The organism is Bacteroidota bacterium (assembly GCA_037133915.1).
Lineage (GTDB): Bacteria > Bacteroidota > Bacteroidia > Bacteroidales > CAIWKO01 > JBAXND01.
In genome coordinates, this window is the sequence record JBAXND010000033.1 from 15,304 (window position 1) to 33,391 (window position 18,088).

The 18,088-nt window shown below is 44.8% G+C and carries 6 protein-coding genes; 2 read left to right on the forward strand and 4 right to left on the reverse strand.

Annotated features, from left to right (window positions below; genetic code table 11):
• Nucleotides 1-177 precede the first annotated feature (177 nt).
• The gene (gene mmsA / locus WCM76_11430; GenBank protein MEI6766245.1) at nt 178-1,635 is read left to right on the forward strand and encodes a CoA-acylating methylmalonate-semialdehyde dehydrogenase; all 1,458 of its coding nucleotides are present in this window, start codon (nt 178-180) and stop codon (nt 1,633-1,635) included.
• Nucleotides 1,636-1,642: 7 nt separating this feature from the next.
• Here the strand turns inward: mmsA and WCM76_11435 are convergent, their stop codons facing one another.
• The 4 genes from WCM76_11435 to WCM76_11450 all read right to left on the reverse strand — a co-directional run bounded on the left by WCM76_11435 (nt 1,643) and on the right by WCM76_11450 (nt 7,016).
• Nucleotides 1,643-3,193: an aldehyde dehydrogenase family protein gene (locus WCM76_11435; GenBank protein MEI6766246.1), complete on the reverse strand. Its 1,551-nt coding sequence runs from the start codon at nt 3,191-3,193 to the stop codon at nt 1,643-1,645.
• 20 nt (nt 3,194-3,213) lie between these two features.
• On the reverse strand, nt 3,214-4,845 hold the full coding sequence (pruA, locus tag WCM76_11440) for an L-glutamate gamma-semialdehyde dehydrogenase (GenBank protein ID MEI6766247.1): 1,632 nt from the start codon (nt 4,843-4,845) through the stop codon (nt 3,214-3,216).
• 287 nt (nt 4,846-5,132) lie between these two features.
• Nucleotides 5,133-6,293: a T9SS type A sorting domain-containing protein gene (locus WCM76_11445; protein MEI6766248.1), complete on the reverse strand. Its 1,161-nt coding sequence runs from the start codon at nt 6,291-6,293 to the stop codon at nt 5,133-5,135.
• Between the two features lie 33 nt (nt 6,294-6,326).
• The gene (locus WCM76_11450; GenBank protein MEI6766249.1) at nt 6,327-7,016 is read right to left on the reverse strand and encodes a fibrobacter succinogenes major paralogous domain-containing protein; all 690 of its coding nucleotides are present in this window, start codon (nt 7,014-7,016) and stop codon (nt 6,327-6,329) included.
• 535 nt (nt 7,017-7,551) lie between these two features.
• Between WCM76_11450 and WCM76_11455 the strand changes: the two genes are divergently transcribed.
• Nucleotides 7,552-18,087 carry a PKD domain-containing protein gene (locus WCM76_11455; GenBank protein MEI6766250.1) on the forward strand — a complete coding sequence of 3,512 codons (10,536 nt, stop codon included), beginning with the start codon at nt 7,552-7,554 and terminating at the stop codon, nt 18,085-18,087.
• Nucleotide 18,088 lies beyond the last annotated feature (1 nt).

Here is an 18,088-nt window from a genome sequence, read left to right on the forward strand (position 1 = left end):
TTAAACCTGCCATCAGCACGTCACTGTTTCATGCGTCATTTTTCTCAAACATCTTCCCGGAATATTCAATTTTAAAAATTTCAAAAAAAACATATTGAAGAATTTGTCAACCAGATAAAACCATTACTTTTGCAATCGATAATTCTCATAAAATAATCTGACTTAAAAAATAGAAAAATGAAATACCCGGAAGCATTGAATTATATAGGTGGAAAATTGGTTCCTGCAGCAGCAGGCAGATTTGATGATGTGATTTCGCCTATCGACGGAAGTTTACTGACCAAAGTAACGCTTTCAGATAAAAGCGATCTTGATGCCGCTGTTAAATCGTCTGAGCTTGCGTTTACCGATTGGTCTGAGAAAACAATTAAAGACCGTGTACAGATTTTGTATAGATACCGGACCTTGCTTGAGAAATATCTTGACGATCATGCTTCTATTATCAGTCAGGAGATAGGCAAAACTTTTGATGAAGGTAAACAGGAAGTAAATAAAAGTATAGAACTGCTCGAGTTTGCGTGTTCAATGCCTCAGGTGGCATGTGCTCCAAGTCTTACCGTTACTACTGGTGTTGAATGCCGCACTGAATATGTTCCCCTCGGAGTTGTTGCAAGTATCACTGCATTCAATTTCCCGCATATGGTACCTCACTGGTCGTTTCCAAATGCCATTGCGCTGGGAAATACAATGATTATTAAGCCTTCGCGTTATGCTCCGCTTACGTCATTGCGCATTGCTGAACTTCTTGCTGATGCCGGTCTTCCCGAAGGTGTTATGAATATTGTAAATGGTGGTAAAGAGATTGTGGAAGCCATCTGTGAGCATCCCGGCATTCAGGCGCTGACTTTTATCGGTTCAACCCCGGTTGCAAAACTGCTGTATGCAAAAGCTTCTTCTAATTTCAAAAGAGCGCTGACCTTAGGAAGCGCGAATAATCATCTGATTTTATTACCCGATGCACACGTTGAAATGGCTGCATCAAATATTGTAGCGTCCTTTACCGGAACTGCCGGACAACGCTGTATGTCGGCTTGTGTTATTGTAGCCGTCGGCGATTGTGATGCAACTATAAACAGGGTGGTTGAACTGGCATCTAAAGTACGTTGCGGGTTTGAAATGGGTGCCATCGTTACCCGTGATTCCATGAATTCAATTGTTGGCTTTATTAACCGTGCCGAAAAAGACGGTGCTAAAGTGATACTCGACGGACGCAATGTGGTTGTTGCAGGCAAAGAAAAGGGTAATTATGTTGGTCCTACCATCATTGACCATGCAAAACCCGGTATGGAAATCGCCGTTGAAGAGAACTTCGGTCCTGTGCTGACCATCGTTAGAGTTAATACCTTGGAAGAAGCTCTGGAAGTTGCAAACTCATCACCCTATGGTAATGGCGGATCCATATTTACCCAAAGTGGTAAATCAGCTCAGGTATTCGCACAGAAAATACAGGCCGGAATGATTGGCGTGAATGTGGGCGTTCCCGTACCACGCGAACCATTCGGTTTTGGCGGATGGAAAGATTCCAAATTCGGAGTTGGCGACATTACAGGCGCAAGTTCCATTGGCTTCTGGACAAAATCCAAAAAAATCACCACCAAATGGAACCCCGAAGCGAAGGTCAACTGGATGAGTTGATAAATCGCTAAAATTCAAATTTAATACCTTGCGCTAAAGGCAGTTCGTTACTATAATTAATAGTGTTCGTCTGCCTGCGCATGTATTGTTTCCACGAATCGGAGCCTGATTCACGTCCGCTGCCGGTTTCTTTTTCGCCTCCGAATGCTCCACCGATTTCTGCACCGGATGTACCACTGTTTACATTGGCTAATCCGCAATCGGAGCCCGAATCGGAAAGGAATTTCTCTGCTTCCCGCATATTTAGCGTGAATATTGATGAAGATAATCCCTGTGGAACGTCGTTGTTTAAAGCGATTGCGTCATCAATGGTTTTATATTTTATCAGATATAAAATAGGCGCAAAGGTTTCTTCCTGAACAATTGAATAATGATTCTCTGCTTCAACAATGGCAGGCACTACATAATTGCCCGAAGCGTATTGTTCTCCTTCGGCCACATAACCGCCGAAGAGTACTTTTCCGCCTTCTTTTTTGACGCGTTCAATGGCATTCAGGAATGCGTCAACAGCCGCTTTATCAATCAGCGGGCCTACCAGCGTATTCTCATCCAGCGGATTTCCGATTTTTTCTTTTACCTGCTCGTAGGCATTGATAAGGTTGTATTTTACCTCGTTGTAAACTTTTTTATGTACGATAATTCTTCGAGTTGAAGTACACCTTTGTCCGCAGGTACCAACAGCTCCGAACATGGTTGACGCAATCGCCATATTCAGATCGGCGCTGTCAGAAACAATAACGGCATTGTTACCACCCAGTTCAAGAATAGATTTACCCAATCGTTCACCAATGATTGCACCGGCTCTTTTGCCGACTCTTGTTGAGCCTGTAATTGAGAAGAGCGGGATTCGTTTATCAGCCACAAAATTATCTCCCAGCACCGATGATTTAGCAATGACCATATTAAAGATTCCTTCCGGAAGTTTGTTCTCTTTCAGCACTCCGGCAATAATATGTTGAGTGGCAATAGCACACAAAGGTGTTTTTGAACTGGGTTTCCATATCACAACATCGCCGCAAACGGCTGCCAGCATTGAATTCCATGCCCATACCGCTACGGGGAAATTAAACGATGTGATTAATCCGATAACGCCGAGTGGGTGGTATTGGTCGTACATGCGGTGATCGCGGCGTTCAGAGTGCATGGTGAAGCCATTCAGCAATCGTGACTGACCTACTGCAAAGTCGCATATATCAATCATTTCCTGAACTTCGCCCAGACCTTCCTGATATATCTTGCCCATTTCAAGTGAAACTAAAAATCCCAGATCTTCTTTTGCTTCACGCAATGCCAGGCCAATCTGCCTTACCACCTCACCGCGCTTCGGAGCCGGGATTTCTCTCCAGATTTTGAAGGCGTCTTCAGCGGTCTTCATTACATTTTCGTAATCTTTCAGTGTGGCATTTTTTACACGGGCAATTTCATTTCCATCAATGGGTGAAACGGAGGCCGTAACATCGCCGGTTGTTTTGTACCATACGGTTCCTGTGCAAACACCGTCATTCACTGCTTTGATATTAAATTTATCAAGAACCTGTTTTATTTTTCCTTTATCCATTATTGGTAGTATTTTTAGTATTATTTGTCAAGCATGAACGGGTATTTGAAATCTGTTGCCGGTGCAAAGGTTTCTTTAATAGTGCGAGGACTGGTCCAGCGCAACAGGTTTAGTTCACCTCCGGCTTTGTCATTGGTTCCCGAGCCTCTGGCGCCGCCAAATGGCTGGAATCCTACCATGGCGCCTGTCGGTTTGTCATTGATATAGAAATTTCCGGCAGCATACCGGAGTTTGTCGCACGCATGCGATGCCGCTACGCGGTCGGTTGAGAATATAGCTCCTGTGAGACCATAAGGCGATGTTGCATCACAGAGTTCAAGCGCATTATCAAGGTCAATATCGTCATAAACATAAATGGTCATTACAGGTCCGAATATTTCTTCCTGCATGGTTCTGTAAAAAGGATCTGTTGTTTCAATGATGGTTGGCTCTATAAAAAAGCCTTTTGTTTTGTCACCCTGTCCGCCTGCAATAACAGTAGCTACAGTCGATTTTTTCGCCTCATTGATATAATCCATAATGGTGTCGAAGGCGCCTTCATCTATCACCGCGTTCATGAAATTCGAAAAATCACGCACATCGCCGACTTTAATTTCGGATGTCATCTCAATCAGCAGTTTTTTTATTTCATACCAGAGTGATTTTGGCACATAGCCCCGCGAGGCAGCCGAACATTTTTGACCCTGATATTCGAAAGCACCTCTTATTATGCCAACTGCCACTTCCAGTGGTTTGGCCGATGGATGCACGAAAATAAAGTCTTTTCCTCCGGTTTCGCCAACGATTCTGGGGTAGGATTTATAATTGGGAAGATTTTCACTTACGCCGCGCCATAGTGAATTGAACGTTGCATTTGAACCCGTAAAATGAATCCCGCCCAGATTTTTATCCTGAAGAGCGATTCCGCCAATGAGCGAGCCACTGCCGGGAATAAAATTGACCACTCCATCGGGCAGACCGGCCTCTTCAAAGATTTTCATCAAATGATAATTGGAGAGAATGGAGGTGGTTGCAGGCTTCCAAACGGTTGTATTTCCCATTAGTACAGGTGCCATATTCAGATTCGAGGCAATAGCGGTGAAGTTGAAAGGACTTACGGTGAACACAAAACCTTCGAGAGAACGGTATTCCATCCTGTTCATCTGATTGAACCCTGATTTGGGCTGGTCGGAATAAATCTTTGATGCAAAAAATGCGTTATACCGCAAAAAATCGATGGTTTCGCAGGCAGCATCAATTTCTGCCTGATACGCATTCTTACTCTGCCCGAGCATGGTGGCGGCATTCAGCTGATACCTGTAGCGTGTTGACATTAGTTCTGCCGCCTTCACCATAATGGACGCACGAACAACCCATGACAGGTTCGACCATTCTTTCATTGCCTTCATGGCCGCGTCAATAGCCATTCTGACTTCTTTTTCAGTGGCCATATGATAGGAGGCTAAAATATGCCCGTGGTCATGAGGCATGACTACCTTGCCCATTTTTCCGGTACGGATTTCCTTACCTCCGATAATCAACGGTATTTCAATCTGCTCTTTTGCCTGAGATTCCAGTTCTCTGATAAGAGCCGGGCGCTCACAGCTCTGAGGACTGTAACTGTTAACAGCTTCGTTTTTTGGATCTTCAAAATTAAAAATCGCGTTATTCATGTTATAGTCAGTTTTGAGTTACGATTTATTATTAATATTCATAATCAGGTTTAAATTTCAATATTGTACTCAGTTCACAATTCCGGAATTCTGCCGAAAATCTATTCGCTGCAATCAATTTCTTACGAAAAAACATTCGATATGCAAATGAATGCATATCGGTACAAAGGTAATACAATCATGAATATTTTAGGCAAAATGCATTAAAATACTGCGTGAAGTGCTGTAAGCAACGCCCTGTCAGGAAAGAGTATTACCTGATTCGGGGACTCAAATATTTCGGGGAATTATTCCACTACAATTTTTTGGAATCCCGAAATGCCTGCATGGGTGCATTTAAGAAGGTAAATGCCACGTGGCCATTGTGAGCAGTCAATACCGATATTTGAATTTGACAAATTTGAGCCGGCATCCGATTCATAAAAAATTGCACCCGTGGTGTTCATTATCTTAATGGCAGTGACGGCCTGAAGATTTGTTGTAATATTTATGCGGTCTGTTGCCGGATTTGGATAGATACTCATACCATCTGAAATGCCCCGGTCAACAATAGCTGAAGAACAATCAATCGTTCCTGTAAGGCGTTGCGATGTTGATACTGAATCGGTGAAGGCGCTCCAGGAACTTGTCTGATTTTTCAAAAAATAGTCAAGGAAAAGGACGGTGACATCAAGTGTAGCATCGAGCTGATCTGCCCGGTTAATGGATGGGACGGGGTTGCAGGTTGATTCGCCCACCGTGCAGGTGAAATTATAATCAGCGAAATAGCAGTGTGCGCCGTTATTAATGCTGATGTAACTTTTACAGGTCGATGCCAGTGCGTTGAACATCGGCAATTGATTGTCTGCAGGCACTGCCACACAATCGTCGGCACCGGAAATCACGAGCGACGGAATTGAAATAGCAGCCGCCGCTGTTATTGCTGAAGGCGTAGTTTCTGCTGCTGCAAAGTTGAACATGCAGGTAGGAACGCTGTTATTGGAACATGCCAGAAATGAAGCACCACCGCCCATTGAATGCCCGGCTATGGCTGATGTTGCTGCAATTTTTTGGTAGAAAGGGGAGGCGTTGTTATTGCCTTCAGACTTCATGCTGTTCAGAATAAATGCCAGATCAGCTCCGTAGGCGCCATGGTCGGGCGACATACCTCCTTCGTTTGTCGGGAAAACCATGATGTATCCGATGGGCACCAGATTATCTTTCCAGAAAGCATAGGCGCTATAACTCATCATAAAACCATGTCCGAAAACAATAACGGGAAAGGTTCCCGACATAACACTCGTATTTTCACCGGCAGTTGTTGCCGGGTAATATACTTCTGCCGGAACATCGCGGTTGGAGCGTGCCGGATCCTGCCATGTCAGTGATCTGTGTCCAATTGAAAATTGCGAAAAAGCCTGACTTTGTAGCAATACAAAAAGCAGAAAAAACAATGCGTATTTCTTCATTTTTTCGAAATTATGGAGTATGAGAAAACCTGTTTAATTTTTGATGAGACGTACGGAAAATCCAAATCCTTTCTGGTCAAAATTTCTGTAAACATTGCCATAGTTTGTGGAAAGATAGCGTGTCCATGCAATGCTGGAATAGAGCTCGGTTGCTGTCCACCAATATCCAAAACTGCCCAGACTGTAGAATGAACCGCGGTTATTGCGGGCACCGCCCGGCATTCCGTTAAAGCCACTTGCATTTGTTCCGTTACCGTTGTTTTTCCAGCCTGTGGTACTTTTCATTTTAGTGCCGCCAAACTCGCCGAGGTTTTCTTCCAGAACGGTCCAGTCTTTATCGCTGGGAACATGCCAGCCTTTGGGGGCAAGACCACGAGGGTCGGTAACTGCAAACCAATTATAGAGCTTACCTGTTTTTTCACCGTTGGCGGGGTCATTATCATAATAACACCATGCAGGTTTACCTTCTTTACCTGCTTTTTCCCATGCTTCTGCGGTTTGTGCTTCAGGTATGGAATCACCATTTTTAAAGGTGAAAACATTCAGATTGGACAGAATCCATGTCTGAGAGCCGATTTTAATCTTTTTAAAACCTTTACTGTTATTCTCATTTCCCGAAGGGCCGTATTTGTCAGCACTGAATGCCGCATCTCTCTCGCCCCGGCTGGTAACAAATGCAATCAGTACTATTGATATACTTAATAGCAGGATTGTCTTTTTCATTTTATTAATTGTTTTTACAGAACAAATTTCGGCGGCAATTTACGATTTTTCTTTTTAATGGTTGCAAACAGCAAAATAAAGAAAAATCGCTTTTCTTGAAATTTCAAACAGATTGTTGAGTATGTTGTTAATATTTTCTGCCGCGAATGCAATTTATATTCGTGAAATGTAAGTATTATTACACATTTATTTATATGAGGCAACATAATGAACTTTTTTTTCGTCTATATATATGTCTCTATAAAGTTGAAGAGACTTAGCTAAAAAAGGCGCATAATTATTACGAATTTGATTTATACTGAAATTCAAAATATTATGATAAGTTATTAGAAATGTTCGACATAATTTTAATATTTGGAGATGTAATGCAACTATTTTTTATGAAATTTCGTTAAACTCCCAATGTTTTGTTAATACGTTATTTTTGGAACGAAGCATATTATATTTGTAGAAGTGAGTTTTTTGTTGGTAAAAAAGTTTTGGATGAAGATAAAGCAGCCCTTTAAAAAATGTTTATTGTGAAATACCCACATTTATGAGATTGAGAAATTTACTTCTTTTTCTTCTTTTGCTGTGGTATTTCCCATCGCAGGCGCAGGTCATTGATGTTACCCTTCAACCCTCGAGTGCAACTGTTTGTGCCGGTTCTTCGGTTCAGCTGCTTGCTCATGTTACGGGAGCCGTTGGTGCGGTGTCCTATACCTGGACACCGATGACCGGACTTTCGGGTCCGCTTGATTCCATAAAGATTGCCACTCCTGCAAATACGACACTTTATAAAGTCCGGGTTATTGATGCTCTGAATCATCGCGACAGCGCCACTATTACTGTTACGGTACTTCCGGGACCTACGGCCGCTTTTATATTTAGCCCCGATTACGGCTGTGCCGGGACTTCGGTTACCTTTATCAACAACAGCACAGCCGGCAACTATTCATGGGATCTTGGTGACGGAACGACTTCGACCTTGCAGTATCCCACGCATAACTATGCACTTGTTACCGGCAACGATACTTCGCTTTACAATGCCACACTGATAGTAACATCATTGAATAATTGCACCGATACCATCACTCACATTGTTCATGTTAAAAAACTGCCTGATGCCTCGTTGATTGACCCGCTGACGAATTTTGGAAACTGCGCCAATGCTACGTTTTATAATCAGCAGTACCCGATAACCGTTTACAATAATTCAACAACAAATAACACTTCATATAAGATTATCTGGGGCGACGGCTCACCCAATTTTGTGAGTTCCGGTTTTGTTTCCGCATCGCACACCTACAATACGCTGGGCGTATTTTTTCTTGTATTTGAAGTTACGGGTGCCAATGGCTGCGTGGCATCACAGTCTTACCTTATTACAAATATTTCAAACCCTGCTATTTCATTCGGTGGTATGGGTAGCACCATGGGATGCACTCCCACCGATGTATGTTTCACTATTGGTAATTATCAGCTTAATCACAACACTACGCTTTATGTTGTTGACTTCGGTGACGGCTCTCCGAAAGTTACACTCACGCATCCGCCGCCCGACACCATTTGTCATACCTATATGATTTCATCATGCAATCATATAGGCATAACGGGCTGCCAGAATTGCTTCGTTGCTTCTATTACAGCAAAAAATGCATGCGACTCAACAAAAAACACGACGGATAATATCCGTACATTTTCAAAAATTGTTGCAGGATTTTCTGCACCGCCCATGGGCTGCGTGAATCAACCGATGAGTTTCACAAATACCTCTATGGGAGGTCATAATTATCTGTGTGATACAACCGGTATATACACATGGAATTTTGGCGACGGCACACCTCCTGTTGTTGTTGCTGTGCCGACTCCTCAAACACATATTTACACGGCTCCGGGTCATTACGTTGTTACGCTTATCGCTGAAAATATACCCTGCGGTCAAAGTTCATTCATGGATACGGTGTGCATTAACCCACTGCCTGTGGCATTATTCACATTGAGCGATTCGGTTTTTTGCAGACCTCACTCGGTGGTAATTACAAACCTTACTAACCTCGCGAACATCTGTAATCAGGCTACATTTACATGGAGCATAACCTGCATTAACGATAGCTGCAGCACGCTTGGCTGCGGTGGTTACACCTTCATGAATGGAACTTCAATAACATCATTCAGTCCTCAGATTATGTTTAACCGTCCGGGGAAATATACCATCAGACTTACCGTTAACAATGGTTGTAACCCGCCGGCTGTTTATTCAAAAGTTATTCGTGTAAAATCAAAGCCCACTGTTTCGCCTCCTGTTATCCCCGCGAAAATTTGTCAGGGCGGAAGCATCAATCCTACGGCAATTTTTACACCTTGCTATGGATCGGTTACCTATCTGTGGAGTTTTCCGGGCGGTGTTCCGAATTCATCCACGCTGGCAAATCCCGGAACCATCAGCTACAGCACTCCGGGAAGTTATACCGTGACGGTGAAAGCCAGTAATAGCTGCGGTGATACCACACTCACAAAAAATATCATTGTAAAACCGCTGCCGGCGATAACACAGAAACCCAATATTGCGGTATGTCCTGCGTCCACTATTACTATCGGGAATTTTAGCGGCAGCATCATAGGAACAGCATTTGCATGGACAAATTCAAACACAGCCATTGGATTAGGTGCCAGCGGAACAGGAAGTATTCCGGCATGGACTGCTCCGGCAAACAATACAGGCGTAAGCATTACCGGCACCATTACCGTTATACCCACTTTTGACTCATGCAGCGGTCCGCCGATGACATTTACAGTTACGATTTATCCAACTCCGGTTTTGTCTTTTGTACCTAATGTGGCGGTATGCCCGGGGCAACCTATTAATTTCGGAAATTGGATAAGCAATGTAACAGGCACAACTTTTACCTGGACGAACAACAATACACTGATTGGTATTCCGGCATCGGGCAACGGCGACATCACTCCATGGAATGCCCCGCCGAATAATACTACTTCAAATATTGTAGGCACAATTACAGTGAGACCAACATCACCGAACGGATGTCTTGGTCCAGCTATCAGTTTCACCGTTACTATTTATCCTACTCCAACGGTTACTCAACTTACGAATATTGCCGTTTGCCCCGGGCAATCCATCATTATTCCCAACTTTACCGGGAACCTTTCCGGAATCACTTATAACTGGGCGAATAGCAATACCTCCATTGGTCTTGGTGCATCAGGCAGCGGAAATATTCCTACATGGACGGCACCGGCCAATAACACGGGCGCAAGTATTACGGGCACTATTACTGTAACGCCTGTTAAGAACGGTTGTCCGGGCACGCCGATGACATTTACGGTGACTATTTACCCGACTCCTTCAGTGAATCAGGTTAGTAATATTGCTGTTTGTCCGCTTCAACCTATCACGATAGGAAATTTTGTAACGGTTCCGGCAGGTGCTACTGTTACATGGACCAATTCAAACACATCTATTGGACTTGCTGCGAGCGGAAGCGGTAACATTCCGGGGTGGACTGCACCAATAAACGGGACCGGTGCGAACATCGTCGGAACTATTACGGTTACACCGTCGGTTAATGGGTGTACCGGACCAACAATGACGTTTACAGTTACTATTTTCCCGGCAACGGCCGTTCAGCAAATCAGTAATATCACGGTGTGCCCCGGACAAACAATTACACCCGGCAACTTTGTCAGCATGCCGGCAGGCGCTACTTTTACCTGGACGAACAGCAATACTGCCATAGGAATTGCGGCAAGCGGTTCGGGGAATATTGCTCCATGGACAGCACCTCCGAACGGAACATTGAATCCTATTGTTGGAACGATTACGGTTACACCATCATCAAACGGTTGTCCGGGAAGTCCGATGAATTTTACGGTTACAATCAACCCAATTCCGGATATTTCTGCATCCCCAATGGTGCAATCTATCTGTAGCAATACGTCAACGGCTGTCAGCATCAGCTCTACTTATCCGGGTGCCACATTCTCGTGGACCGTAATTGCACCCGGCGGCGTTACCGGTGCATCTGCAGGTTCCGGAAGCTCGATAGGGCAGACGTTGGTCAATACAAATCTTACCACCGATACGGTTCGCTATACAATTACTCCCGCTGTTGGCGCCTGTTCAGGTGCTTCCATTGTTGTAAAAATTGCGGTGTATCCGAAAGTAATAATGACCGCTGTTACTTCTCAGTCAGTTTGTCCGGGCACAACAATTACCATACCTGCCTTTGCCAGCAACCTTGCCGGAACAACCTATGCATGGACAAATACGAATACCTCCATCGGTCTTGGGGCATCAGGCGCAGGCAGCATTCCTGCATGGACAGCACCGGCTAATGGAACTACATCGAATATTACCGGGACGATAACTGTAACGCCCACTTCTGCAAATGGATGCACCGGCACACCGGTTACCTTTACTGTTGCCATATATCCTACGCCGGTTATAACGGCTGTTTCTGATATTTATGTGTGTCCTGCACAGTCTATTAACATTGGTAGTTTTATCAGCAACCTTGGAGGAACTACATTTAACTGGGTTAACAGCAACACGGCAATAGGCCTTGCTGCTTCCGGAAGTGGAAATATTACTGCCTGGACAGCACCGGTTAATGGTACAGGCGTAAACATAAGTGGCACTATAACGGTAACTCCTGTTAAGAACGGCTGTCCCGGTCTTCCGATTAGTTTTACAGTAAATATTTATCCTACTCCGGTAGTGTCGCAGGAAAGCAACATTGCAGTGTGTCCCGGCACTGCAATCAGCATTAACAATTTTGTAAGTGCGCCCTCCGGTGCGAGCTTTACATGGACTAATTCAAACGTAGCTATCGGTCTTGCAGCAAGCGGTTCAGGCAACATTGCCGGATGGAATGCACCGGCAAATAATACCGGTGTTAATATTGTCGGTACTGTTTCTGTTACCGCGTCACTCAGCGGATGCAGCGGACCTGTAATGAGTTTCACGGTTACAATCTACCCGACTCCGGTTGCCACGCAACACAGTAACATTACGGTTTGTCCCGGAGTGCAAATTAATATCGGCAACTTTAGCAGTACACCTGCAGGCGCTACGTTTGCCTGGACAAACTCAAATACCGCGATTGGTCTGGGTGCAAACGGAACAGGCACAATTCCGGCATGGACTGCACCTTCAAACAATACCTTCACAAATATCAGCGGAACAATCAGTGTTGTTCCGTCGCTGAACGGTTGCTCGGGAAATGCTATGAACTTTACCGTGAATATCAGCCCTCAGCCTGATGTTACCGCAACACCTATGGTGCAGACTATTTGCAGCAATACTGCCGCAGTTATCAATCTCGGTTCGGCTTATACCGGCGTATCTTATTCATGGACGGCAGCTTCTCCGCTTCCGATAACAGGCGCATCGGGTGGTTCGGGTGCAGTAATCAATCAGACATTGGCAAACTCTGGTTTTACAACTGACACGGTTCGTTATACAATTACATCTTCACTGAGTGGTTGCAGCAGCGTCCCGATTGTTGCCAAAGTGGCTGTGTACCCAAATGTAACAATGTCACCTGTTTCGTCCATTAACGTTTGTCCTGCTGCAACTATAAGTGTTCCATCCTTTACAAGCAATCTTGTCGGGACCAGCTATGCATGGACAAACAGTAATGCGGCTATCGGTCTGGGGGTTTCAGGTTCAGGAAATATTCCTTCGTGGACGGCACCTGCCAATAATACAACCAATAATATTTCAGGAACGATTACCGTAACTCCCACATCACCGCAAGGGTGTGCTGGCAGTCCGATAACATTCACCGTTACTATATACCCGACACCCACTGTTAACCCCGTTACGGGTGTTTCGGTTTGTCCGGGAACGGCTATCAATGCATTTAGTTTTTCAGGTAATCTGGCAGGTACTACTTTTAACTGGAGTAACAGTAACACCGCTATTGGACTGGGGGCATCGGGCAGTGGAAATATCCCGGGATGGACAGCGCCTGCCAATAGCACCAATGCAACAATTTCGGGGACCATAACTGTAACGCCCATGAGAAATGGCTGTTCAGGAACACCCATCACATTTATCGTTAATATTTATCCCACGCCAACCGTCAATGCGATTAGTAACATTGCGGTTTGTCCACAGCAGGCCATCAGCATTCCTGCTTTTGCAAGTACGCCTGCAGGCAGTACATTCACATGGACAAATTCAAACACAGCCATCGGGTTAGGTTCAATCGGAGCGGGCAATATTAATGGATGGAATGCTCCGGCCAATAATACAGGGGTTAATATTACCGGTACAATTACTGTTACACCATCTTTGAATAGCTGCGGCGGTCCGGTGACGACATTCACGGTAACTATTTATCCAACTCCTACAGCAACGCCACACAGTAACATAACCGTTTGCCCGGGACAGCAAATTAATATAGGGAACTTTTCAAGCACTCCTGCAGGTTCAACCTTTAACTGGACGAATTCGAATACAACTATTGGTATAGGCGCAAACGGTACGGGGAATATCCCATCATGGACAGCTCCGCCCAACGGAACCCAATCAAACATTTCGGGAACAATAACGGTTACACCTGTCCTGAACGGTTGTACCGGCAATTTCACATCATTCACGGTAAATATTGCGCCGGTACCCGATGTCTCAGCCAGTCCGCTGACTCAGTATATATGCAGCAATACGTTGGCTTCGGTAAGCATATCATCTACTTATCCCGGGACTTCTTTTAGCTGGACGGTTTCCGCGCCACCGGGTATTTCGGGCGCATCGGCAGGTTCAGGAAATGCAATCAACCAAACGCTTGTAAATTCAACTAATCATACCGATTCACTTACGTACACGATTACGCCACAGTTAGGAAACTGTCCGGGAACGCCCATCACGGTTAAGGTGGTTGTTTATTCTTCGGCAATTCCTATCGCAACGCCTACTAATCAAACAATCTGCAGTGGTGCATCTACACTTATCAATCTTACCTCGAACCCGCCAAACGCGTCGTTCAGTTGGGTTGTGTCGGCACCTGCTGGTATCAGTGGTGCGTCTGCCGGAAGCGGGTCACAGATTATTCAGGCATTAACAAATTCAACAGTAACGCCCAAAATTGTAAATTACACGGTCACACCTCAGTCAAATAACTGCCCCGGTGCTACAGTAACCATCCCAATAACTGTGAATCCGCTGCCACAAGCAACGGCATCACCTGCCATAAGTTCTATCTGCAGCGGCGCTACAACTTCTATCGGATTAACGTCAACCGTTGCCGGAACAACGTATAGCTGGACTGTGAGTGCTCCTGTTGGTATAAACGGTGCCGTTCCGGGAATAGGAGCGTTGATTCAGCAGACGATAACCACGACATTGAATGTAATAGATACAGCGCACTATTCTATTACTCCAAGTGCGGCCGCCTGTCCCGGTGCTACAATAATTGCCAATGTGCTTGTAAAGCCAAATCCGCAGATTAATATGGCACCGCCTTCACAGACTGTTTGTGCCGGTGACACTTCAATTTTGATAAACCTCAGTTCTAATGTTTCGGGAACAACCTATACCTGGACGGGTAATGCAACAGCCGGTATAAGCGGCCATCTTGCGTCTGGAAGTGGAAATATCCCGGGAATGATTCTGACAAATAGTACGGTAACGCAGGGAACCGTTACCTATTCGGCAATTCCGACTGCTAATGGATGTACCGGTAACCTTGGTCAATCGGTGATTACAGTAAATCCTGTTCCGGCCGTCACTAATTCACCTATGATTCAGCAAATTTGTTCGGGGCAATGGAGCTCTCTGGTAACACTAACATCGAACGTTGCCAACACGCAATTTGCTTGGAGTGTAATTCACAGTGGAGGTATCACCGGATTTACCGGATCCGGTACCGGAACAATACCGGCGCAATTACTTGTCAATCCAGGTACTTCTCCTGACACGGTTATTTACCATATTATCCCCACTATAACTGCGGGGATTGCATGTTCAGGCATAGAAACCAATTACCTGATTATTGTGAATCCATTGCCTGTGGCTGCCTTTACAATGAGCACCAATATTGCCTGCAGCCCAATGGCGATAACTTTTACAAATCAATCTACTCCAACAACGCTTACGTATCACTGGAATTTTGGGAATGGACATACAAGCACGCTTCAGAACCCGGTTGCAGCATTTACCAATACAGGTATGATTGACAGCGTTTATACGGTAACCTTGATTATCAACATGAACGGTACAGGCTGTGCCGATACTGTAAGTCATACCGTTACAATCCATCCACAACCGATACCCGGATTTGCATTTACCAGTGTTTGTCTTGGACAGGCTACAAACTTCACAAATACCTCGGTTAACACTTTAGGCTTTATCAATAGCTGGAACTGGGATTTTGGAGATGGAGATACATCCTTAATTCAGAATCCGTCGCACTTCTATAACACCTCAGGAAACTTTACTGTCACCTTTATTGTTGGTTCCAGCATAGGATGTCAGGATACGATAACGCATAGTATTACGGTTTATCCGCTGCCGGTAGCAGGGTTCACGCATCCATCGCATGGATGCATTGGCGTGGCGGTTCAATTCCTCAATACAACTACGGGTGGTCAGAATTATCTATGGGACTTTGGTGACGGATATACATCAAATCAAACGAACGGTTCACACGCTTACGCGAATCAGGGTCATTATCTGGTACAGCTAATAAGTATTTCAATCAACGGGTGTCGTGACACGATTACCGATTCCATTCATATTATTCAGGTGCCCACTCCTGATTTCTCTGTGAGTCCCGACAATGGCTGTGCCCCGCTTCCGGTGGATATTATCAACCTTTCGTATGGCGATAGTGTAAGCTATCTCTGGAACTTTGGTGTTGTGCCTTCTTCAACATTGCCCGGACCGTTTAATATTACCTTCCCCCAAGGTCTTGCTGATACGACGTATATTGTTACACTTGCTGCTACCAACATGTGCGGTACTGTCTATCATTATGATTCAATTACAGTTTATCCGCAGCCGGTAGTCAATTTTGGAATGTCGGTAAATTCGGGATGTTCACCGATTCTGATTAATTTCTATGATACCATTGCAGGCATGCCGTTAGTAATGTATTGGGATTTTGGCGATGGCTCACCCATCATCACCTCGACTACATTCAGCCAGATGATTACCCATACCTTCATGAATCTGGGAAATGCTGATACTTCGTTTACGATAACACTGATAGCTGAAAATGGCTGTGGGCTTGATACAATGCAGCGTACCGTTCTTGTGCATCCGAATACAGTGTTCGCCTTTTTCAATACCGATACACTTTCAGGCTGCAAACCTCTGACAGTTGATTTCAGTAATTTCTCCACGCAAAACACACAATCATTCTGGACCTTTGGCGACGGAAACGTGAGCAATCAAACCAGCCCAACGCATACTTACCTGACTTCGGGACAATTTGTAGTAATGCTTACCATTACGAATGGGTGTAGTCTTGACACCGCTTATAGTGATACCATTACGGTATTCCCGACTGCCAGTGTCACCTTTACTTCCAACAACAACCTTTGTTCAGGGGATACGGTTTTCTTTACAAGTCAGGGAAGCGGTATTACAAATTTCCAATGGGATTTTGGTGATGGTGGTCAAAGCACTCTTACGAATCCGTATCATGTTTATACTTCGTCGGGCAATTTCCCCGTTACTTTAGCGGTGGATAATCAATACACTTGTGCAGGCAGTTCATCAGATATCATTCATGTACGTTTCAGGCCCAATGCCTCTTTCACCGCAGGACCGCCTGCAGGCTGCTCGCCCTTTGATGTGCAGTTTACAAATAATACAGACAGTCTGACCTATAACACATACACATGGTATTTTGATAACGGCGGTTCTTCTGTACTTACCAATCCATCACAAGTATTCAGCAACAGCAGTCATTGTGTTGATACGGTCTATGACGTCAGGCTTATTGCGAATAACAGTGGTTGTGCCGATACTATTTCTGTGCCGGTGACGGTTCATCCGAGGCCGGTGAGCGCTTTCTACGCCCAGGATTCAGTGTATTGCAGCTTTGAAGTTCCTGCTATTGCACAGTTCTATCAGCAGGCCTATTGTGCTCAGGGATTCCAGTGGTTCTCAGATAACACCGGCGTTTCCAATGCGCCTGATGCACAAATTATCTTCCCTGCGGAAGGTACTTATAATGTCAGTCTGGTTGTCGCCAATCAATACCAATGTTCTGATACCTCGGCACATAAATTCCGCGTGTATCCTTCACTTGAAAACAGTCTTTCTATTACACCCACATCAGGATGCGAACCGCTTACTGTTAATTTCAACACAACCATCGACAGCATTGCGTACAGCTGGCTATTCGGTGATAACGGCACATCCAATCTTCCTGATCCGACGCATACCTACCAGAATCCCGGCTCGTATTCTGTTACATTAACAGTCTTCGGAAACGGAGGATGTACTTCCAGTATATACTTGCAGGATACTATTTCGGTATATCCTCATGCTACTGCAGGATTTACGTACCAAAATTTAAATACCGGCGTGATGAACGACGGAACGATCGAGTTCATCAACACCTCATCTATTGCCACGATTTACTTCTGGGATTTTGGTGATGGCAGTAATTACACAGGTGTGGATACGATTCACAGATATACTACGAACGGTTCATTTGAAGTCATGCTTATCGCGAATAATGAGTTTAATTGTCCGGATACGATCATACAGCAGGTTACGCCCGAAGAATTTCACGGTTTGTTTATTCCCAATGCTTTCAGTCCGGATAATGACAACGAGCTTGTGCGCGTATTCAAACCCGTGGGCATAGGTTTGAAGACATTCCTGTTGCAGGTTTATGACACCTGGGGAAATATAGTTTGGGAAACAAGTGCACTTGATTCGGAAGGACGCCCGATTGACGCGTGGGATGGTACTTCGCAGGGTAAGGTGTTGCCCATGGATGCTTATGTCTGGACTGCCTCCGGAACATTTGTTGATGGTTCAGTTTGGAGAGGAATGGCTATCGGCGACGAGAAACCGAAAAAATACGGAACAATAACAATCATCAGATAGC

What these genes read in the sequence shown, in the direction of transcription:
- WCM76_11455 (MEI6766250.1), top strand. Translation starts at nt 7,552, where the DNA reads ATGAGATTGAGAAATTTACTTCTTTTTCTTCTTTTGCTGTGGTATTTC.
- mmsA (MEI6766245.1), top strand. Translation starts at nt 178, where the DNA reads ATGAAATACCCGGAAGCATTGAATTATATAGGTGGAAAATTGGTTCCT.
- pruA (MEI6766247.1), bottom strand. Translation starts at nt 4,845, where the DNA reads ATGAATAACGCGATTTTTAATTTTGAAGATCCAAAAAACGAAGCTGTT.
- WCM76_11435 (MEI6766246.1), bottom strand. Translation starts at nt 3,193, where the DNA reads ATGGATAAAGGAAAAATAAAACAGGTTCTTGATAAATTTAATATCAAA.
- WCM76_11450 (MEI6766249.1), bottom strand. Translation starts at nt 7,016, where the DNA reads ATGAAAAAGACAATCCTGCTATTAAGTATATCAATAGTACTGATTGCA.
- WCM76_11445 (MEI6766248.1), bottom strand. Translation starts at nt 6,293, where the DNA reads ATGAAGAAATACGCATTGTTTTTTCTGCTTTTTGTATTGCTACAAAGT.